Consider the following 20,557-nt stretch of genomic DNA (forward strand, 5'->3'; position numbering starts at 1 on the left):
CATTCAACCACAAAAAAAGACCATTAAGTTTTAACTTAATGGCTTAATTTCAAAGAGATGAAAAGCGTTAAAGGTCAGGGTGGATTGTAAATAAAGCTCTACCTCCACTTTTTCCTCATAAATTTGCAGATCCGGGCGGGTTCCTTGCTTGATAAAAGAAATGACCTCCTGGTCGTAAATATCCTGATGCTGCAAATTTATCCAGTTAATATAAAATTCGCCGTTATTTTGATCAAGAACATGCTTGCGAATTTGGTAACGTCCAGGCGGTAATCCCGAAATCACCACTTTCTTTTCCTTTGTGATGGATTGCAAAAAGAAACTCTCGACCGAATAAGAAGGATTGATATAGGAGGGGTTAAAAACGGCCAATTGATAGCCGCTTTCCCCCATTGTCATGACAAAATCCTCACCTTCAGCTAAAATCCTCAAGTCCATTTTTTTCATTAGTTGGATATTAAAATAAGCAGGGCGTTTAATTTGATAATAATAAAGAAGAGCAATTCCATTCATGGCAATATGGTCTTGATCCAGATTATTTTTTTCCAGCGAGTGGGTATCAATCCAAAACCCCAAACCGGTAATTTCCTTCATCGCATCCAGCATTTCTTTAAAAATAAGTGCTGAACGGAAAAAGGTGCCGCTTAAATCCATCGTATTTCCATATAGCGTATTCCAATCCGTAAGAAAAATTGGAATCTCCTCCAAACCCGCAGTCGATAAGCATTCCTTTAATCTGCTGCAAGCTTTCTTTACATAATTTTTTACTCCTTCAAAAGTAAGATTATCCATATCAGTAAAATCCACTTCTTCATTCGGATTGCAGGTGAAGCAGACCAGGTCACAACGACCGGAAATTTGGTTTAAAAAATCAGCAGCAGGAACGGGTATAGCTTTTCCTAAAGAAAACGGCACATGAAGTCCCACTTTTGCGGCAGAAGCCCGCTTTTTAACAATTTGATAAAAATCTTGATAAAAGCTCTTTGCTGTTTCCCCCCATTTCGTCAAAACCAATTCAAACCGCCATTTGCCTACAAAAGCACTGCCAAAATAACTAAGACTGTGCTGTAAGAATTCATCTAGCTTTTTAAGATATTCAGAACTGCTTTCCACTTCCTTTTCAATCTCTACGCGAATGAAAGGAACCAACCCTAATTGCTGAAAGCGGGTGAATAAAGCATCCATCTGATAAAATTGCCCGCCGATTTGATAAAGGGGCGTTGTCATCGCAAAGCTGTCCGAAAAAAGGTTCGTAAAATAGATATAGTCAAATCCAAGTTCCTCTTGAATTATCTTTAAGTCTGCCTGCACCTCTTCATGCAAAGCATATTCCAGCTGCCCAATCACCAGTACCTTTACTGCTTTTTCTTTGATAAAAATGGGCTCCTGCGGCAGGTCCACATATACGGCTGAAGCAGCTGGTTCCATCAGCGTAGTGCTCTTCTCATTTCCTGAAATGTATTTACTGATTTCCATTAAAAAATTCGGCGATTGCAGTATAGTATATTGTTCCGTTTCATGTTTCATTTCCTCGACAGCCATCGGTTCCACTTTATGAAGGCTGCGATATTCAGTAGGCGTTTGCTGGTACATTTCTTTAAAAGCCTTATTAAACGCCTTCACATTGGGAAAACCATTATTCAGCGAAATCTGCAGAATGTTATGGTCGGTATACAGGAGCTCATGAACTGCTGATTTCAAACGAACATTTTTGATATATTGGGAGAAACTAACCCCAACTTCCTGCTTAAAATAACGCGATAAATAATAAAGAGACAAATACTGCTGCTTGGCGATTTCCTCCAATGATATCGGTTTGCGATAGTTTCTTTCGATAAAAGCCAGGAGCTCTCTAATTCTTTCATCCTTCATTTCGGTGAATTGATGACTTCCGATGTGTGTTGTTTTAAAATTTCGAATCAACAGTGTAACTAACTGAAAAATCAGTCCGTTAATCTCGATCTCACTTCCATCCTGCTTTTGATAATAGGCAATCAAAATTTTCGCCATTAGTTGGCGGATTTGATCAAAAAGCAGATACAGCCCGTTCCCCTCTTTCGATGAATTGCAGATAAAGTAGCACTCTTGAATATTTGGATAATGCGGCTCGATTAGATCCAAGGGGATTTGTAACGATAAGACCACATTCTCCTTATTCCCCTTAATAGAGCGTATATCATTCGTGTTAATAAGCAGTAGATCATTTTCAGCTAAGTGAAAGGATTGTTGATTGACCGTAAGCTCAATTTCTCCCCTTATTACAAGAAGAATCTCAATTCCTAAATGGATATGGTGTGAGGAATATTCAATGTTTTGTAAACTTATTTGATAAGAATTATCTTTTATTGACCGGTTCATGAACATTCACCTCAGGATTAGATTAAAAACGTGCTATACACATAAAGAATAGACTAGAGCCTTAACTCTAGCCTTTTAGTTCATTATTCAGAGGGAGACGTTTATTGACGTACAAACTATAAGCAATGTCGGACAAGAACATAGAATTTTTTTAATGCTCTAATGAACAAGCTAAATCAAAAAACGTTAATCGTTACAAGAAACATGAAAAGGGAACATCCAATGTAGGGTTAGCTGCCTACTTTTAAAATGAGTTGCGAAACACACTCCACATGCGCGGTGTGTGGGAACATGTCCACAGGTTGAATATATTTCACCTCATATTTTGAACTTAATGTTTGAATGTCCTTTGCTAAGGTAGAAGGATTACAAGATACATAAATAAGCTTCTCCGGCTTTACCTGCAAAATGGTTTGAAGGAGCTGGTTGTCTAATCCCGTCCTTGGTGGATCAACAACAATTACATCCGGTTTCCAACCTTTTTTGACCCATTTTGGCAATACCTCTTCCGCTTTACCCGGAACATATTTTGTATTAGTAAACCCGTGACGCTTGGCATTTTTTTTTGCATCATCAATCGATTCAGGGATCACGTCCATACCGCGGACCTCTGCTGCCTGGTCAGCAAGCCATAAACCAATTGTCCCGACACCACAGTAGGCATCGACAACCTTTTCTTTTCCAGTCAGGGCTGCTGCATGTTTAACCTCATTATAGAGCTTGACGGTTTGAATCGGATTCAGCTGAAAAAACGTCCTCGCTGATAACTCAAATTGTAAATCACCTAGCGTTTCCTGGATAAATTCTTCCCCTGCAAGAGCAAGGGTTTCTGCCCCAAAAATAAGCGATGTTTTTTCCCCATTAATATTTTGAACAATTGATTTCACTTTAGGGAGCCTTTTTTGTATTTCCTCAATAATAGAATCCTTTTTAGGCAATTCCTTTTGGGTGGTAATCAGGACTACCTGCAGCTCGCCTGTTTCCACTCCAACACGGGCAACAATGGTTCTTACGATCCCTTTTCTCGTTTTTTCATTATATATAGGGATTTGCAAGTCCTGAAGTATCGACTTTACAATTGTGACTGCTTCATTTGTTTGTGAATGCTGGACCGCACAATGCTCAATATCAATTAGCTGGTGGGAATTCATCCCATATAAGCCCGCCAAGACCTTGCCATTTTTCTGTGCTACCTGGAAGCTGCTTTTATTCCGGTAACCCCAAGGATTTTCCATTCCAATCGTTTCGCAAATATCAAGTTTACCCACATTCAGCTTCGTGTGTCGTTCGAGTGATTGAATAATGATATCGCGTTTTTCTTTTAGCTGCTGGCCATATTGTAAATGCTGAAGCTGACAGCCGCCGCATTGCTCGTAAAACGGACAGGGCGGCTGGACTCGGTGGGGTGATTTAACCCGAATTTTTTTGATTTTCGCCTCAGCAAATTTAGGGTTGATTTTAGTTGCCTCAACTACTACCTCTTCACCAGGCAGAGCCCCGGGAACAAAGACCACATGTTTTTTAAAATAACCCACACCTTCTCCATTGATCCCGAGCCTTTTGATGGTTAACGGAAAGGTTTGTTTTAATTGTATTTTAATACCTTGTTCGGTTTTCATTATACTCACTCCAAATTTTTCAAAAGCTTGAGTTGTATTATAGCATGTTTTATATTGAAAAGCCGAATTCTGTTGAATCTGGCTTGGTGAATGGCAACTAGATATTGAAGAAAGCAATTCCTTGGTAGAAGTACATTATTTACTATAGCAGGTGTTGATTCCTTTTCAAATAACGTAAAAAGGCAACTGCCCAAATGGGTTAGTTGCCTCTTTTACAAGATACAATTTAATCTATCTGCCAATCACTTTATTTAAAAATTGAACCAATCTTGGGTTTTCATTATTAGTGAATACTTCTTCAGGTGTTCCTTTTTCGACAATGACCCCTTGGTCCATAAAAATGACCTGATCCGCGACATTTTTAGCAAATGACATTTCATGAGTTACCACAACCATGGTCATGCCCTCATCAGCAAGGTCTTTCATTACCTTTAACACCTCACCGACCAGTTCAGGATCAAGGGCCGAGGTAGGTTCGTCAAATAACAACACAGCCGGGTCCAGCCCCATCGCACGAGCAATCCCCACCCGTTGTTGTTGTCCACCAGATAATTGATGGGGATACATATCAGCTTTATCTCGCAAACCAACCCTGTCTAGTAAAGCCAAAGCTTTCTCCCGAGCTGCTGTTTTTTCCCGCTTTAAGACATGAACCTGGCCTTCCATTACGTTCTCTAGCGCTGTTAAATGCGGAAAAAGGTTATAATTTTGAAATACCATTCCTGTTTGCTGCCTAAAGGAAGTTACCGTAGAAGATGACAATTTTGTTTTTCCGGAAAAATCGATCGACTTATCGCCTAAAGTTATTTTCCCTGACTCAGGCATTTCTAGTAAATTTAAACAGCGCAAGAATGTCGTCTTGCCTGAACCGGAAGGACCGATAATAACGGCCGTCTTGCCTTTCTCGATGGATAAATTAATTCCGCGAAGGACCTCTAATTCTCCAAATCGCTTAGCCACTTTTTCAACTGAAATCATAGATCTTCCTCCTTCCATTATCGAGCAACACCTTTTTCATACCGTCGCTCAAGCTTTGATTGTAGATTAGATAGGAAGGTACAAAAAATCAAATAAATGAATGCCACTTCAATATATAACCATAGAGGTTCATACGTAACTGAAGCAATTTGTTGACCTTTTTGAAACATTTCTGTAACGGTAATCGTCGCTGCTAAGGAGGTATCTTTCACAAGACTGATAAAGGAATTCCCAAGCGGCGGCAGGGATACTCTTACAGCTTGCGGCAAGATAATTCTTCTCATTGCCTTCGACTTTGTCATTCCAATTGAAAATGCAGCCTCCCATTGTCCTTTTGGGATGGATTGGATAGCGGCGCGAATGATTTCAGAGCTGTACGCACCTACATTTAGGGTAAAGCCGATGACTGCTGCCGGAAATGGATTTAACGTGATTCCCATGCTTGGCAATCCATAAAAAAGGATAAAAAGCTGAACTAATAATGGTGTGCCGCGGAAAATCCACAAATAAAATCTTGCAATTGCATTCAATTGCTTTATACTCGACAGTCGTGCTAAAGCAGTCAAGAAAGCAAGAATTATCCCCAATACAAAGGAAATCAATGTTAAAGGGATTGTAAAATACAATCCCGCTTTTAAAAGTGGAAAAAAGGAATCACTTAGGATTCCCATTATCCGATGTAAACGATCATCTGCCATCAATTTGAATCAATCCTTTACTTAGAAACATCTTCTCCAAAGTATTTCTTGGAAATTTTCAAGTAGGTTCCGTCTTTTTTCATATCTGCTAATGCCTTATTTACAGCCTTAACTAATTCAGGGTTATCTTTACGGAATAAGAAAGCATTTTGTGTAGCGTTTGGCTCTGTATAAACAACCTTAATTGGTAAATCAGGACGTTGTTTCTTTAGATCTAAATAAGAAAGGCTATCATTAATAGTTCCATCAATTCGTTTAGATGTAATCAAATCAATTGCTTGGTTAAAACCTTCAACCACTGTATTAGTTGCGCCATGTTTTTCAGCAATGACACGGTAATTACTATCTAGTGATTGTCCAACTTTTTTACCCTTCAAATCATCAAGCGATTTAATCGTATTATTATCTGACCCTACAATTAATACAGCCTTTGAAGCGATATAAGGATCTGACATATCATATTTTTCAAGGCGTTCAGGGCGGACCGCAACTTCATTGGCAACCATATCATAACGTTTTGCATCAAGGCCGGCAATCATTCCGTCCCATTTTGTTTCAATAAATTTAGGCTTAATGTTTAGACGCTTAAATACTTCTGTCGCAACTTCAATATCAAAACCAGTTAATTTATCGTTACTATCATGAAAAGTAAATGGAGCATAAGTACCTTCAGTACCTATGGTTACTTCACCTTTCGCTTTAATTTGATCATAAAGTGATTTATTAGCAGTTGATGCTGAATCATTCTTTTTCTCTGTATTGTTACATGCAGCTAGTGCAAACAATAAAAGTATGCTTAAAAAAGATAGTAAATATTTCTTCACAATTAATCCCCCATATTCTTATCGGTATTGTTTATTTTCTTACAATAATCCAGAAATTCTATTATGTCAATAAAATAATTTAACTATCTTAAAAGGCTATTTTTATGACGGGTAGAATACGCAAAGCCGAATTCAGTTGAATTCGGCTTTGCTGGTTTATTTCGGTTTAGGAAAATCATCAAGGCTTTTGAATTTATAGCCCCTCTTTTTCAAATCTTTAATTGCTTGTTCTAATGCATCCGCATTATCTTTAGAAACAGAATGAAGCAGGAGAACACAGCCTGGGTGAATTTGCTTCATAATATTATTGTATGAATACTGCCAGCCTTTTTGCTGATTAATATTCCAATCAACAAACGCAAGTGACCAGAAGACATGGGTATATCCCTCTTCTTTGGCAATTTTCATGGTCCTTTCGCTAAATACACCACGGGGCGGGCGAAGATACTTCATTCCTTTTTGCCCGGTAACTTCTTGTGTTTTAAGCTTTACTTTTTGAAGCTCTTCCCGGATTTTCGTATCACCGACGGCTGTAAAATCCGGATGGCTCCAGGAATGATTGCCGATGATATGTCCTTCTTTTACCATCTGCTTGGCAAGGGCAGGCTGTGAGTTTAGAAAGTGTCCCGTCACGAAAAAGGTTGCTGGAACTTTTTCTTTTTTTAAGATTTCAAGAATTTTTGGTGTGTATCCATTTTCATAACCGCTGTCAAAGGTAAGATATAAAAGCTTTGAGTTAGGATCGCCTTTGTAAAAAGCCCCGTATTTTGCCAGCAGCTGGTCATACTGAGCACCCGCTTCCGGCGGAATCTCGTTTTGGGCTTTTTTAAATCCCCAGTTAATCGGCTGGTTAGATACCGCCGCATAGGTACTTGTCGGGATTAATAAGCACATGATGGCAAGAAAGGTGATTAAGCGTTTCATCCATGTTCCCCCTATTTTTAATTTATTTTAGTTTTTGTTATTAAAGGGAAAAGGATAATTAGTATTTATAGGAAATCTTTAGGGGGGTGGTAGATGCGCCCTTTTTTCGTACCGGTTGAAGGGAATTTAAGAAGTTCTAATTGATAAGCAGCGGACCTTTTTGTGGGGAGTTGAAGAAATTCTCGTAGTTCCGAATTTGTAATGGAGGTATTAACGAGAAGAAAGTAATCCTTTATTGCTTCTTTGCAGGATTCTTTAGAAATTTGCTGGCAAGAGGGGCAAATCCATTTGTTCCGGTAATATTCCATTGGTACGATTAGACAAAACGAACAAAGGAAGCCTGGTAATATGTCACCTTTATTAATACCAAGCGTTTGTAAAAAATCAGATCTAAATGGTGTGTGTTTGCTCAATAGTAGTCTCCTTATTTTTCCTATAACTTTTTGATCAACTTGTTCCTTAGAGTAGTATTTCTCCAATTCCTTCATTTTCATCAAAAGGTTGCTTGCTTTGCAAATGTATTTTTCAGCCTCATAGTATCCATCCGCTATCTTGACCCTTGCTGATGAATTCGTGAAAACAACTACCCTTTCAATCGGAATGGGAGGAATTTGATATTTTTGAAAAAAGTATTGCAGAAGGATTTTATGTCGATTAACTTGTGCAATTGGGTTATCATAAATCATTTGTGTATTATTGATTTCTTGTTTTAACTGGTGTTTTTCTAAAGTAAGGGTTCCTGAATAGTTTTTTGACTCTAGGAGGATGATTAGTTTTGGGGATAGAAGGAGTGCATCAATTTGAAAGAAGGAATTTTGAGCAGGTAGACGAAGGCCATGGAAAATATGATAACTTTTTTCGGGGAGTAATCCAAGAAAATAATTTAGCGTTTTCTCTCCTCTGTATCCTGAAGCTAGTTTCTTGATTTTCAATTCCACTTCATCCATCAATGGATGGTTCCTTGGCAGTCTTCTTTGAGCAGCCTCTGCCTGCATCAGGGTTATCGGTTTAATTAAGGGTAGATCAAACAAATTTTTCCCTCCTTTAGATCATTTTTTATCTATTTCGACACGTTTTTGAAAGATTCCTGCTCCGTTTTATATGTGCTTTAACGCGTTAATAACAATTTTTCCGGTGATATTAACAAAAATTCGTCGATATTAACAAATTCCGCGTAGTTATTAACAAAATCCAATGCTTTTTAACAAATTTCAGGATATATTAACAATTACCCTCCCCCACCACAAAAAAAGAGGACAGGCGCCACACTAACGCCTATCCCCAAACCTCTTCTATTTAAAAACCGGCTCCTTAAACTGAGCTAACTTTTCCAATGAAGACTTATCTACATCAGCATGCAGACTGTTGCCGTGTGAATCCATCGTTACAACGGCCGTGAAGCCCTCAACACGAAGGTGCCACATTGCTTCAGGAATACCAAACTGCATCAAATCAACGCCTTCAACGCCTTTAATACAATCTGCATAATACTGGGCAGCGCCGCCAATCGCGTTCAAATACACACCGCCATGCTCGTGCAAGGCTGCCAATGTTTTTGGTCCCATTCCGCCCTTACCAATCACGGCACGGATACCAAACTTCTTCATAATATCACCTTGATAAGGCTCCTCACGAATACTCGTTGTCGGGCCGGCAGCCTTTACATGCCACTTACCAGCCTCGTCCTTCAACATAACTGGGCCGCAATGATAGATAACCTGTCCATTCAAATCAACTGGTGCATCATGATCACTTAAATACTTATGAATCGCATCACGACCGGTGTACATTAAACCATTAATTTGAACAACATCGCCAACCTTCAACGAGCGAATTTTTTCTTCGGTAATCGGCGCCTCTAACGTAATCACATCAGAAGACAACGCAGCAGCTGTTTCCTTTTCAGCTTCCGTTTCAGCGAAATCGATGAATTCACCATCCTGATAAGCCCACTCATTAATTTCACCTGTTGAAGCATCTATACTCACACCTAAGCGTCGGAATGCCCAACAGTTGTAGGCAACTGAAACGTAAAAGCTCGCTGGAATCCGGTTCATTACGCCGATTTTACAACCTAAAAGGGTTGCTTCGCCGCCAAATCCCATCGTTCCAATTCCTAACTTATTTGCATTTTCCATTACATACTCTTCTAGTTTGCGGAGATCCTCGTTTGGATTCACATCTTCAACCGAACGGAATAGTTGCTCTTTTGCTAAATCATAACCTGAAGAACGGTCACCGCCAATCCCTACTCCGATAAACCCAGCGCTGCAGCCTTGGCCCTGTGCCTGGTAAACGGAGTGCATGATGCATTTGCGGATGCCATCAAGGTCGCGGCCGGCGCGGCCAAGCCCTTCCAATTCACATGGCAGGCTGTATTGAATGTTTTTGTTTTCACAGCCGCCGCCTTTTAAAATTAACCGGACATCAATATAGTCCTTTTCCCATTGATCAAATTTAATGACCGGTACCCCGGCACCGAGGTTATCCCCGCTGTTTTTACCAGTTAAGGAATCAACGGAGTTCGGGCGTAATTTCCCTTCCTTTGTTGCGAGGACAATGGCATTTCTGATCGCTTCCTTGATTTCTAATTGGTTAACACCCACTGGTGTCTTAATTTTAAAAGTTGGCAGACCCGTATCCTGACAGATTGGTGAAACTTGATCGTCAGCCATTTTAATATTGTTGGTAATCGTTGCAAGACTCATTGCGGCACTTGTTCCTGCATTTTCTTTTTGCTTGGCCGCTAACACAGCACGCCGAACGTCTTTCGGAAGTTTCGTCGATGTTTCAACAATTAGCTCGTACATGCTCTCTTGAAATTTTTCAATATTCAATTCGAGTACCCCTTTCCCCTTGTCTGCAATTTTATCTATTTTTAATTTTACAACTATTTACACGCTTACATTATACTCCTATAACCATTAGAATTAAAGGAAATTTCCCCAGTAAAAAGAGCCTGTTCTTAAACAGACTCACTTACTTCACGATTATTAAATTCGCGGCATTTTGATTCCATCTCATCGAGCATCGAGATTAAACGATCAATATCCTCTAAATCAGTTTCTTCTGGATCAATCGCATCGAGAACATCGATAAACATGTTTAAACGGTGTTTTAGGAAATCCACTTGTGTATTTTTATTCTGAATTGGGCTGCCCAAATGATCCACTCCTTTCATTACCGTTCCATCCTATCGAAATAAAACAACTTTGGCAATGGATTAATCATATTTTACCCATTTTCCTAAAAAAAGAACCCCTCGGTTTGAGGAGTCCTAAACAATCCACACTATTATCTCGGACGTTCAGAGGCAGCAAAGCCAAAGGAAACATAATCCTGTACAGGGATCCAGGCACCAATGCCTTGGGATGTAACGTTTTTAATCACAATAAACTTTTTACTTCCTTTTAGCATCAAGTAGACTTCCCCGTAGGTTACCTTTCCTTTTTCATTCACCCCTGGAGCATAAGCATATAAATAACCCAAGCGGTTTGGCGGGATATTGTAAATATGATCATTCTTGGTCCCTGCACCAATAATGGTTTCAAAAGCTAGCGGAAGACGCGTTTTTTCCATTGCTTTCAACAACATCATCTTTTTAACTTCTTCAGCATCCGGAATTTTAGAAGTCAAACCGCCTCTAATAATCTTTTGTGTTTCCTGTACATACTTGATTTGGTACGGAGTCTTTCCGCCACGATTATCAAAATAATTAGTGTTAATTTTTTGATACTCCCAGTTTGGGGAAGTTTCGGATGATTCGTAGTTTAATGGCCACTGGCCCAAATAAATAATCGCCCGATACCCTATCGCAAACGGTGAACTGTTGATACTTGACTCATTGAGCATCCGAATCAGATCAGGGTTTTGAATTTTAACTCTTGAAGAATTAATCAGTTTTTTCGTCATATCACTTGGCTGCAGCAATGGCAAGTCCTGTGTTGAATTCGGATACGTATTTTCTTTAGAAATGTTACGTACCGATGGTGGAACCTGATATTTTACTGCAGATTGTTTTACCGGAGCTTTTTGAGCAAAAGCAGACGGTATAAAGGTTAACATTAAGAGCAGTGTCATAAGTAAAGAAACTTTTTTCTTCACGAGTCGGAACTCCTTTCACTAAGAACATTAATCAGTCTGCTAGTAGTTTTTTCGGAGTTCCATTATATTATCCATTTCACCCTAATACTTTTTTACCCATACTATGAATATTTCATTTGCAAATGATGCATAAATTTTTCAAAATAGGGAAAAAACAGTTGAATGGCTGGTCCAACTGTAAACGTAATAATAAGAGTACCATAGGAAATAGGTCCATTTAGGAAAAAAGCCGGAATCAATGCAGTAATTTCACCAATGGTCTTAGCTGCCATCAAGTTAACTTGAAAACGTTCCTTAATAGCTAGCATAAAGTTATCAATCGGGCTTTGGGGAAACTTTGCCTGTAAATAGATTGAGGCACCAAAACCGATAATCAAAATCCCGGCCAATAGCATGAGTAGTTTGACAATTAGGTCATCAACATGAAATAAAGCAAAAATAGTATCAAGCCAAAAGTCGACTAACAAACCAATCACTATAATCGTCATAAGAGAGAAGATATCTGGTCTTCTTTTTACTAATAGGGCATTCACAAAAACTAAAATAACCCCATCAATCATGACCCACTTTCCCACTGATAGCCCTACTTTTTCTGTCAGGGCAACATTCAAGGCATCCCATGCCCCCACTCCAATGTCCGCAACCTTAATGGTCATACATACACCAAAGGTCATGATTGCTAGCCCAATAATGAAAAATAATAATCGTATAGTAAATTTCATATCTCGCTCCTTATGTAGTGGTACAGAAGTAACAAAATTGTAATAATCTGATTATTTACAAAACTTTAACTAGGAATTATAATAAACTTAACCTTAAAAAAAGGGAGGGCAGTAATCAATCGGTTTACGATATACTTACTTTTACTTAGCTTAAGGAGGTTGGGATTCCCGTCTTATATGAAATTCAACACTCGTGTTTGTCTATTTGTTTCCACTAAACATGAAGGTTGGTGATCGATGGTACCCACAAAATGAAAACGATTGATTTAGAACCCTAAAAAAAATAGTGCTGTATTATTATAGCACATGGATGAAAAATTACCGTACATTGAAAAAGTTTGTAAAAAAGGAGACTCTATACCATTTGGCATAGAGTCTTTTCTATTTCTATAACAAGAAAAATCCAATCCCCATAATGACATAGGCAGCTAGTAATGTTAATCCTTCAAACCAGTTAGACTCGCCATCATTCGAAATAACTACCATTAATAGGACTGACGAAACCATGGCGATTAATTCCTGCCAGCTGAAAATAAGCGGCATTGACGTTTCAAAGAGGAGTGAAACCAGCACTAGCACTGGCAATACAAACATCGCCACTTGTAAGGTAGAGCCTATCGCAATTTCAACGGCCACATCCATCTTATTTTTGTAGGCCATCAAAACGGCAGAAGCATGTTCTGCGGCATTTCCGACGATGGCGACAATTATTACCCCAATAAATAATTCAGACCAGCCGAAAGTGTCCCCAACATATTCAAAGGTATGAACAAGATGTTCGGATATATAAGCGACGGCAAGGGTTGCGATGAGAAGGACAGCGATTGCCTTCCCTTTCCCCCATTCGGGAACCTCTTCCTCATGAACCACTTTAGGAGCCGCTGATTGATAGACTCCGCGATGGGTAACCAACTTAAAGAAAAGAGCAGCTAAATAAAGCAGAATCAAAATAACGGATGTTCCTATACTTAGTGATAGTGTACGGGTTTCATCCATATTAATGGAAAATACTTCTGGAATAACAAAGGCAATCATGACAGCAAACATTAACAAGCCGGAATTATGTCTGGCATCATAGACATTAAATTCCTGACGTTTGAATTTTAAACCGCCAATAAAAAAGGAGAGCCCTGCAACTAGCAATAAGTTCCCTAGTACGGAACCGGTTAACGAGGCCAGAACCACGCCTACAAGACCTGCCTTTAAGGAGAAGATAGAAATGATCAGTTCAACCGCATTTCCGAAAGTTGCATTTAACAGTCCGCCAATACGAGGACCAGCTACAATCGCAAGACTCTCCGTTGCCCTCCCCATAAAACTTGATAAAGCGACAATCGTTAAACAGTATAGGATAAATAATATAATGCTCGACCAGTGCATCATCGTTCCAATCACAGACACTGGAACCCCAATGAATGTCATAAGCATAAAAACTTTATTCGTCAATGCATTCCCTCCAGTTGATTCGGACAATTTCTTTTATATATTTCCACCTGTTCCTTAATTTACCTAAAAATATGTAAAATGTCTAGGTAACAATTCCCTTGCAAATGATCTACTTTCTAGATACCATCATGGAGGGACGATTAAACTTACTTTACATTACGCGAGGATGTTTTATGAATAAAATAAATGTACGTTTCTGGATCCTTGTCAGTATTGTGGCAATTTCGGGATTCTCTCAAGGGATGCTCCTTCCGCTTATTGCGATTATTTTTGAAAAGAACGGCGTATCTCCTTCATTAAATGGGTTTAATGCAACCGCCTTATATATCGGAATACTCTTAGTCTCTCCGTTTATGGAAAGGCCATTAAGGAGGTATGGATACAAGCCTGTTATCGTTTGGGGCGGAGGTCTTGTTGTGATTTCGCTTGCATTATTTCCGCTATGGAAGACCTTTTGGTTTTGGTTTGCGCTGCGATTACTGATTGGGATAGGTGACCACTCCCTTCACTTTGCAACACAAACATGGATCACCTCTTCTTCCCCAGCAGAAAAGCGCGGCCGCAATATTTCCTTATATGGGTTGTTTTTTGGAATTGGTTTTGCGGCAGGACCTTTAATGACCCCGTTAGTCACGATAACTCAATCCTTACCTTTTATTATCTCTTCAATTTTATGTTTAATTGGCTGGGGTTTTGTATTTACGTTGAAAAATGAGTTTCCTGAACAAACTGTCAACATCCATTCTTTTTTAGCAACCATTAAACAATTTAAACAAGCTTTCAAATATGGCTGGGTTGCATTTTTACTTCCATTTACATATGGGTTCTTAGAATCTTGCTTAAACGGAAGCTTTCCCGTATACGCTCTTCGGACCAACATTAATGTTTCCAATGTTTCCCTTGTTCTCTCTGTATTTGCTATCGGCAGTATCATTACACAGCTCCCTTTAGGAATGTTAAGTGATCAATATGGGAGAAGAAATGTCATCGTGGTCGTGCTGCTGCTCGGTTTTTTTAGTTTTACAATGGCAAGTTTTGTGGAGCATTCGTTTATTGGTCTTTTCATTGCCTTTCTTTTTTCTGGGATGGTTGTCGGTTCGACCTTCTCACTCGGTATTAGCTTTATGACGGATTTGGTACCAAGGTTTCTGTTACCAACCGGTAATTTATTATGTGGAATCTTCTATAGCCTTGGCAGTTTAAGCGGACCGATAATTGGCGGGTTGTTTATTAAGTTTTTTCAACATATAAGTTTCTTTTACATTATTAGTACCATGCTCCTTATCATCACCTTCATCATATTTGCCTTTTCAAAAAAAACTGCGGTAAGAATGGAACAGCAAAATTCCTAAGTGCTTTTTATAAAAGCAAATTCATATCTTAATACATACGATATATGGTAAAATAAATAAAAAGAAATAGGTTGAGATTCGTGCTGTCATCACTTGATGACAGCTTTCGTGTTTTTTTAAGGGTAATGAAGATGATTATTTTTATCAATTAGAATCAACTGCGGAAGCGCCTGTTTAGCGAAGGACACTAGCCGCTGGACGCTGAAGCTAGCCGTATCAATAATAAGGGGGGAGAACCATGAGTTCAGAAGCAAAAGTTTTAACAAAGGGGATCGAAGAAGCCAGTTTGGTTGAAAAAATAAAACCACATATTGAATTAATAGCTGCCGGGTTAAGCGGCATCTTAATCGCGGCAGGCTGGCTGTTTGATAAGTATGATTATGGGGTCGAATCAATTATTTCTTATTTATTAGCATTCGTAATCGGGGGCTTTGCGAAGGCAAAAGAAGGAATAGAGGCCACCTATGAAAATAAGGAATTAAACGTGGAAATGCTAATGATCTTTGCTGCAGTCGGTTCGGCCATTATCGGTTATTGGACAGAAGGGGCCGTGCTAATCTTTATTTTCGCCGTTAGTGGAGCACTAGAAACCTACACCATGAATAAAAGTCACAAGGAGATCTCCTCCTTAATGGAACTGCAGCCACAAGAGGCCTTATTAATTGCCGATGGATATGAAAAACGTGTAGCGGTTTCTGAATTAATAGTGGGTGACCATATCTTGATTAAACCGGGAGAGCGTGTGCCTTCTGATGGGGTTATCATGAAGGGGCAAACCAATATTGACGAAGCGGCCATTACCGGTGAATCCATGCCTGTTTCGAAGAGAGAGCAAGCAGAAGTGTTTGCCGGTACAGTCAATTTGACTGGATCAATCACAGTTCAAATAACAAAGGCTAGCACCGATACACTTTTTCAAAAAATAATTCAGCTAGTTCAGTCAGCTCAAAGTGAAAAATCACCTTCTCAGCTTTTTATTGAGCGGTTTGAAGGAACCTATGTTAAAGTGGTCCTGCTTGTCGTTATCAGCATGTTCTTTTTGCCTTATTTCTTACTTGGCTGGAACTGGCATGAGTCCTTTTATCGGGCAATGATTTTACTGGTTGTTGCCTCCCCATGTGCCCTGGTTGCCTCGATTATGCCTGCCACCCTTTCCGCCATTTCAAATGGGGCAAAGCACGGAATCTTAGTTAAAGGCGGCGTCCATTTAGAAAATTTAGGGCATTTAGAAGCGATCGCCTTTGATAAAACAGGTACCCTGACAAAAGGGAAACCGGAAGTGACAGAGGTAATTGTAAGGAACGGTCTTGATCAAGAGGAACTTATCTTAAAAGCAGCTTCTATCGAGAACCTATCCAATCATCCACTGGCTCAAGCCATTGTTAAATATGCAAAACAAACATTGAAGAGAGATTTATTACAACCAGAAAGCCTTGAGGATATACCAGGCTGGGGTGTAAAGGCTGCGATGAACGGAGAACAATGGAAAATTGGTAAAGCAGCGTTTATTGGAAATGAACAGGTAAATCAGTTCGCTGAAGAAAAGGTAAAGGAATTGGCTGGTTTAGGGAATACATTAGTTTTCATTGAGATTGATGGTGTGCTTAGTGCTATGATTGCTATGAAAGATGTGGTTCGCAAAGAAACTAAGCATGCGATTGAGGATTTAAAGAGACAAAACATAAAGACGATCATGCTGACTGGTGATAGTGAAAAAACAGCCCATGCCATTGCGGCCGAAAGTCATGTGGATGAATTTTACGCAGAATGTCTTCCTGAAGAAAAGGTTGAGCAATTAAAACAACTTAAGCAGAAATACAAAACGGTAGCCATGGTTGGGGATGGTATTAATGATGCACCCGCACTCGCCACTGCCAGCGTTGGAATTGCAATGGGAGAAGGAACAGATGTGGCCCTCGAAACGGCTGATATTGTGTTAATGAAAAATGATTTGCTCAAAATAGCTGAGGCTGTCCGTCTTTCACAGCGAATGAACAGGATTATTAAACAAAACGTCGTCTTCTCTATCGCTGTAATTATGTTGCTCATATGCTCAAATTTCTTTCAACTGCTGGATTTACCCTTCGGAGTCATTGGCCACGAAGGAAGTACTATCCTTGTGATCTTAAACAGCCTTAGGCTGTTAAAATCATAGGTAAACGAAAGGACCAGGTGAATTTATCTCACCTGGTCCTTTTATTGCACGCTTAGTGATAGCCGTTAGATCCGTTTGCAGAACCTGAAGTTTTATTCCCCTTACTGCCTTTACCCTTTTGCTTTGTACTGCCATCTTTTTTCGTATGCTTTGTCATTTTGTCATCCTCCCTTGATGTTCGGGTACTAAGCCCCTAATCATAGTTTGGCCGGATAAGTTAATTTCAGTAAGGTAAGTGTTAGCAGTTTGTCTTGTATTTTTCACTGTAGAAGGCATTTACTTCGCCTCCCAGAATAATAATAAAGGCGGATAAGTATAACCAAATCATTAACACAATGATCGCGCCAATCCCTCCATATGTAAGGGAATAATTACTAAAATTTCCGACGTAGAAGGATAAACCCATTGACGAAATGATCCAGCCTACAGTGGCAAAGATGGCCCCCGGAAAAGCACTTCTGCATTTGATTTTTACATTCGGTGCAATCCAATAGAGCCCAGTAAACATTAGAAATAAAATGATCGCACTGCCCAACCAGCTTAATGCATTCCAAATCTTTATAAATTCTTCTGTATAGCCCAATTGTGAGAATAAAAAAACGCCTATTTCCTTTCCAAAAACAGGTAGGATAAGGGCAAGTAAAAAAACAAAAATCATGCCAAAAGTTAATAAAACTGCCATCCCCCTTGCGACAATAAAGGAACGGCTTTCCTTCACGTTATATGCCTTATTAAAAGCTCTTACGATGGCATTAATTCCATTCGATGCCGACCAAATGGTCCCTATAATACCGAAGGAAAGTAACCCGCCATTTCGTTGACTCATTATTTCTTTAACATTTTTTTCAATAAGTGCCATTGCCTCAGCAGGTGCAAAATCCCTGATCATCCCGAGTATATTCTGATGTGGAATCGGGAAATACGGAAGAAGTGTAAATAATACAATTAAGAGTGGAAATAAGGAAAGAAGAAAAAAATAGGCCAATTGTGCACTCAAACCGGGAAGATCATCTTCTTCAATCCGATGCCAAAGTAATCTTAATAATGATGAGCGTACATTTACTTTTTTGTCCATATAGATCCTCCTTCTTATCCGAGACTTATTCGCCCTTTCCTACTGTTAGATCGTCTAAAAAATCATCTTCAGCATTAACAACAAAGGTTTCTTTTGTTTCTTTAATAATTTCTGTTACCTGTGGTGTCAGTTCCCTTAACTCCTCGACTTTTTCAGTAATAAAGGTTATATCCTCACTAACCGTTTCAAAGGTGGATTTAAATTTGGCAGCTGTCCCCTTCAAATTTTCAGATATTTCATCTGGATGACGGATGATATACCCTATATTACCAGAAGTCTTTTTTACATTTTCCTTCATTGCCTCACGTGTATCTTTATCTAATAAGCTAAGTGCACCCCCTGCAATCGCCCCTAGCAGGATACCCTTCCAAAACTGATTTTTCCTCGTCATCTTAACCTCTCCTTCACTCTTTATAATTATCATTTGCTCTTCTTAAAAGAAAATAATACCATTGTTTATCTTACCATTTATTTTGCGATATCAAACCTCTCATTGCAATCTGATCGTCATCATTCATGATCTTCTTTGGGCAAACTACAAGTGAGATTAGTATTGACATATACTTTTTAACATGAAAAGATGGGATTAAAATTTGTGAAAAGGGTGACGGAAATGAATTTATCAGAAAAGTCTGTTGAAAATGTCGAATTCATGATCGAACAAATAAAAGAAAAATTAAAGGTGCTAAACCTTGGGGCAATTAAACCCTCCCATTTTGATGAAGAAATGTACGAAGAATTAAAAGAAATCTATGAAATGGTCTTGAAGAAGAAATCATTTAGTCCAAATGAGATGCAAGCATTAGTTGAGGAACTTGGCAGTCTAAGAAAAAAATAATAAAAAAAGACCCGTTATTTTTGATTGAAAAATAACGGGTCTTTTATTTATTTTTGTTCAGTTAAAATGATGGGTCCGTTTTTTGTAATAGCAAGAGTATGCTCATATTGTGCAGAATATTTGCCATCAATTGTTCGCGCAGTCCAGCCGTTTAGATCCATTTTAGTCTGGTATCGGCCGATGTTGACCATCGGTTCAATCGTAAATACCATTCCCTCTTTGATTCGTGCCCCCTTGCCTGGAAGCCCATAATGCGGAATATCTGGTTTCTCGTGCATAACTGCACCGATACCATGGCCAATAAAATCACGAACAACTGAAAACCCTTCCCCTTCTACATATGTTTGGATCGCATGACCTATATCGCCAATTCGATTTCCGACAACTGCCTGCTCAATCCCTTTGTATAAGGCCTCTTTTGTAACTATTAATAAATGGGCTGCTTCCTCCGAAATTTCGCCAACACCGTAAGACCAAGCAGAATCAGCAAGCGCCCCATTATAATTAACAACCATATCAATCGTAACAATATCTCCACTTTTTAATGGGTCCTTTCGGGGAAACCCATGGCATACCTCGTCATTTATACTGGCACAGGTTGCATATTCATATCCCTTATACCCTTTTTGTTCAGGTGTTGCTCCATTTTTCCTGAGAAATTCATCCACAAATTCTTCTATTTCCCACGTGGTGATTCCTGGTTTAATAAGTTTAGCAATTTCCTTATGACAGGCTGCAAGTATTTCTCCCGCCTTTTGCATTGCCTCAATTTCACGTTGTGATTTTAATACAATCATCTGATTCCCTGCCTTTTTGATTATATTTATGTACATTCATTGATATTGTTCGCTGTAGTGTTGTTTAGAACATTATTCTTTCATACTATAATGGCAACAACATAATATTAACGCTATTGAGCCTTTTTTTCAAAACATACCTTCCACAGGTCCTAGGTCTAGGAAAATATTCACATTGTTCATGATATTGTAATAATAGGCTGTTCTTAATATGGTACTTCTTCATACTTTTTGATAGAATATATATAAAGAACTGTGACCGATTAAATGTAATTACACTGTTTATCGGTAAAATTTAAAATGTAGGTGTGTGAGATTCAATGATTGGTGACCGTGTTAAAAAATATCGCTTAGAAAAGAAGATGTCACTTTCCGAACTTGCTGAGCAAGCGGGAGTTGCAAAATCTTATTTAAGTTCTTTAGAAAGAAACTTACAAAAGAACCCTTCTATTCAATTTCTCGAAAAAATTGCCGGCGTATTAAACCTTCCTGTCGAACATCTGATTCACGAACAAATCAATAAAGATGATTTAGATACAGATTGGATGAACCTTGTAAAAGAAGCTATGAATTCTGGTGTTTCTAAAGAGCAATTCAAGGATTTTCTTGAATTTAATAAGTGGCGGATTAATCAAAATAATAATGAATAAAAAAAGCATTCTACAAA

Annotated in this window: 19 protein-coding genes; 4 read left to right on the forward strand and 15 right to left on the reverse strand. The window is 38.9% G+C overall.

Annotation, left to right across the window (positions count from 1 at the left end; genetic code table 11):
• Positions 1-30 precede the first annotated feature (30 nt).
• From V7077_RS15475 to cax, 12 genes are all read right to left on the reverse strand, one after another.
• Entirely contained in the window at positions 31-2,358 is a 2,328-nt protein-coding gene (locus tag V7077_RS15475; protein WP_335503424.1) for a helix-turn-helix domain-containing protein, read from the reverse strand.
• A 230-nt stretch (positions 2,359-2,588) separates the two neighbouring features.
• Positions 2,589-3,977, reverse strand: coding sequence for a 23S rRNA (uracil(1939)-C(5))-methyltransferase RlmD (gene rlmD / locus V7077_RS15480; RefSeq protein ID WP_335503426.1), 1,389 nt, complete (start codon positions 3,975-3,977; stop codon positions 2,589-2,591).
• A 231-nt stretch (positions 3,978-4,208) separates the two neighbouring features.
• Positions 4,209-4,955, reverse strand: a complete 747-nt coding sequence (locus V7077_RS15485; RefSeq protein ID WP_335503429.1) for an amino acid ABC transporter ATP-binding protein — start codon at positions 4,953-4,955, stop codon at positions 4,209-4,211.
• Positions 4,956-4,972: 17 nt separating this feature from the next.
• Positions 4,973-5,653, reverse strand: coding sequence for an amino acid ABC transporter permease (locus V7077_RS15490; protein ID WP_335503534.1), 681 nt, complete (start codon positions 5,651-5,653; stop codon positions 4,973-4,975).
• Positions 5,654-5,670: 17 nt separating this feature from the next.
• On the reverse strand, positions 5,671-6,477 hold the full coding sequence (locus V7077_RS15495) for an amino acid ABC transporter substrate-binding protein (protein ID WP_335503432.1): 807 nt from the start codon (positions 6,475-6,477) through the stop codon (positions 5,671-5,673).
• A 156-nt stretch (positions 6,478-6,633) separates the two neighbouring features.
• On the reverse strand, positions 6,634-7,401 hold the full coding sequence (gene pdaA, locus V7077_RS15500) for a delta-lactam-biosynthetic de-N-acetylase (protein ID WP_335503435.1): 768 nt from the start codon (positions 7,399-7,401) through the stop codon (positions 6,634-6,636).
• 65 nt (positions 7,402-7,466) lie between these two features.
• The gene (locus tag V7077_RS15505) at positions 7,467-8,432 is read right to left on the reverse strand and encodes a nuclease-related domain-containing protein (RefSeq protein WP_335503438.1); all 966 of its coding nucleotides are present in this window, start codon (positions 8,430-8,432) and stop codon (positions 7,467-7,469) included.
• A 261-nt stretch (positions 8,433-8,693) separates the two neighbouring features.
• Positions 8,694-10,238 (reverse strand): fumarate hydratase, encoded by a 1,545-nt coding sequence (locus V7077_RS15510; RefSeq protein ID WP_335503441.1) that lies wholly within the window; start codon positions 10,236-10,238, stop codon positions 8,694-8,696.
• A 128-nt stretch (positions 10,239-10,366) separates the two neighbouring features.
• The gene (locus V7077_RS15515) at positions 10,367-10,564 is read right to left on the reverse strand and encodes an SE1561 family protein (RefSeq protein ID WP_335503538.1); all 198 of its coding nucleotides are present in this window, start codon (positions 10,562-10,564) and stop codon (positions 10,367-10,369) included.
• A 131-nt stretch (positions 10,565-10,695) separates the two neighbouring features.
• Complete coding sequence (locus V7077_RS15520) at positions 10,696-11,505, reverse strand: YfkD famly protein (protein WP_335503444.1); 810 nt, start codon at positions 11,503-11,505, stop codon at positions 10,696-10,698.
• A gap of 101 nt (positions 11,506-11,606) precedes the next feature.
• Positions 11,607-12,227 carry a YczE/YyaS/YitT family protein gene (locus V7077_RS15525; RefSeq protein ID WP_335503446.1) on the reverse strand — a complete coding sequence of 207 codons (621 nt, stop codon included), beginning with the start codon at positions 12,225-12,227 and terminating at the stop codon, positions 11,607-11,609.
• 387 nt (positions 12,228-12,614) lie between these two features.
• On the reverse strand, positions 12,615-13,673 hold the full coding sequence (cax, locus tag V7077_RS15530; protein WP_335503448.1) for a calcium/proton exchanger: 1,059 nt from the start codon (positions 13,671-13,673) through the stop codon (positions 12,615-12,617).
• A 173-nt stretch (positions 13,674-13,846) separates the two neighbouring features.
• Between cax and V7077_RS15535 the strand changes: the two genes are divergently transcribed.
• Both V7077_RS15535 and V7077_RS15540 read left to right on the forward strand, forming a co-directional pair.
• The gene (locus tag V7077_RS15535; protein WP_335503451.1) at positions 13,847-15,025 is read left to right on the forward strand and encodes an MFS transporter; all 1,179 of its coding nucleotides are present in this window, start codon (positions 13,847-13,849) and stop codon (positions 15,023-15,025) included.
• A 238-nt stretch (positions 15,026-15,263) separates the two neighbouring features.
• The gene (locus V7077_RS15540) at positions 15,264-17,180 is read left to right on the forward strand and encodes a heavy metal translocating P-type ATPase (RefSeq protein ID WP_335503454.1); all 1,917 of its coding nucleotides are present in this window, start codon (positions 15,264-15,266) and stop codon (positions 17,178-17,180) included.
• Between the two features lie 238 nt (positions 17,181-17,418).
• On the opposite strand, the gene V7077_RS15545 is transcribed toward V7077_RS15540, so the two are convergent.
• Both V7077_RS15545 and V7077_RS15550 read right to left on the reverse strand, forming a co-directional pair.
• Positions 17,419-18,255 (reverse strand): YihY/virulence factor BrkB family protein, encoded by an 837-nt coding sequence (locus V7077_RS15545; RefSeq protein WP_335503457.1) that lies wholly within the window; start codon positions 18,253-18,255, stop codon positions 17,419-17,421.
• 25 nt (positions 18,256-18,280) lie between these two features.
• Positions 18,281-18,646: a YtxH domain-containing protein gene (locus V7077_RS15550; RefSeq protein ID WP_335503460.1), complete on the reverse strand. Its 366-nt coding sequence runs from the start codon at positions 18,644-18,646 to the stop codon at positions 18,281-18,283.
• A gap of 222 nt (positions 18,647-18,868) precedes the next feature.
• Here V7077_RS15550 and V7077_RS15555 point away from each other — a divergent pair, with 222 nt between their 5' ends.
• Complete coding sequence (locus V7077_RS15555; RefSeq protein WP_098532862.1) at positions 18,869-19,093, forward strand: DUF1128 domain-containing protein; 225 nt, start codon at positions 18,869-18,871, stop codon at positions 19,091-19,093.
• 47 nt (positions 19,094-19,140) lie between these two features.
• Here the strand turns inward: V7077_RS15555 and map are convergent, their stop codons facing one another.
• On the reverse strand, positions 19,141-19,890 hold the full coding sequence (gene map, locus V7077_RS15560) for a type I methionyl aminopeptidase (protein WP_335503464.1): 750 nt from the start codon (positions 19,888-19,890) through the stop codon (positions 19,141-19,143).
• A 320-nt stretch (positions 19,891-20,210) separates the two neighbouring features.
• Here map and V7077_RS15565 point away from each other — a divergent pair, with 320 nt between their 5' ends.
• Positions 20,211-20,540 carry a helix-turn-helix domain-containing protein gene (locus V7077_RS15565; protein WP_215047789.1) on the forward strand — a complete coding sequence of 110 codons (330 nt, stop codon included), beginning with the start codon at positions 20,211-20,213 and terminating at the stop codon, positions 20,538-20,540.
• Positions 20,541-20,557: the final 17 nt, after the last annotated feature.

Source organism: Neobacillus vireti (genome assembly GCF_036962465.1).
Taxonomy (GTDB): domain Bacteria; phylum Bacillota; class Bacilli; order Bacillales; family Cytobacillaceae; genus Neobacillus; species Neobacillus vireti_B.

Excerpts from the sequence above, each read along its gene's own strand:
- V7077_RS15475 (WP_335503424.1), bottom strand. The coding sequence starts at position 2,358 with ATGAACCGGTCAATAAAAGATAATTCTTATCAAATAAGTTTACAAAAC.
- rlmD (WP_335503426.1), bottom strand. The coding sequence starts at position 3,977 with ATGAAAACCGAACAAGGTATTAAAATACAATTAAAACAAACCTTTCCG.
- V7077_RS15485 (WP_335503429.1), bottom strand. The coding sequence starts at position 4,955 with ATGATTTCAGTTGAAAAAGTGGCTAAGCGATTTGGAGAATTAGAGGTC.
- V7077_RS15490 (WP_335503534.1), bottom strand. The coding sequence starts at position 5,653 with ATGGCAGATGATCGTTTACATCGGATAATGGGAATCCTAAGTGATTCC.
- pdaA (WP_335503435.1), bottom strand. The coding sequence starts at position 7,401 with ATGAAACGCTTAATCACCTTTCTTGCCATCATGTGCTTATTAATCCCG.
- V7077_RS15525 (WP_335503446.1), bottom strand. The coding sequence starts at position 12,227 with ATGAAATTTACTATACGATTATTATTTTTCATTATTGGGCTAGCAATC.
- V7077_RS15535 (WP_335503451.1), top strand. The coding sequence starts at position 13,847 with ATGAATAAAATAAATGTACGTTTCTGGATCCTTGTCAGTATTGTGGCA.
- V7077_RS15540 (WP_335503454.1), top strand. The coding sequence starts at position 15,264 with ATGAGTTCAGAAGCAAAAGTTTTAACAAAGGGGATCGAAGAAGCCAGT.
- V7077_RS15545 (WP_335503457.1), bottom strand. The coding sequence starts at position 18,255 with ATGGACAAAAAAGTAAATGTACGCTCATCATTATTAAGATTACTTTGG.
- V7077_RS15550 (WP_335503460.1), bottom strand. The coding sequence starts at position 18,646 with ATGACGAGGAAAAATCAGTTTTGGAAGGGTATCCTGCTAGGGGCGATT.
- V7077_RS15555 (WP_098532862.1), top strand. The coding sequence starts at position 18,869 with ATGAATTTATCAGAAAAGTCTGTTGAAAATGTCGAATTCATGATCGAA.
- map (WP_335503464.1), bottom strand. The coding sequence starts at position 19,890 with ATGATTGTATTAAAATCACAACGTGAAATTGAGGCAATGCAAAAGGCG.
- V7077_RS15565 (WP_215047789.1), top strand. The coding sequence starts at position 20,211 with ATGATTGGTGACCGTGTTAAAAAATATCGCTTAGAAAAGAAGATGTCA.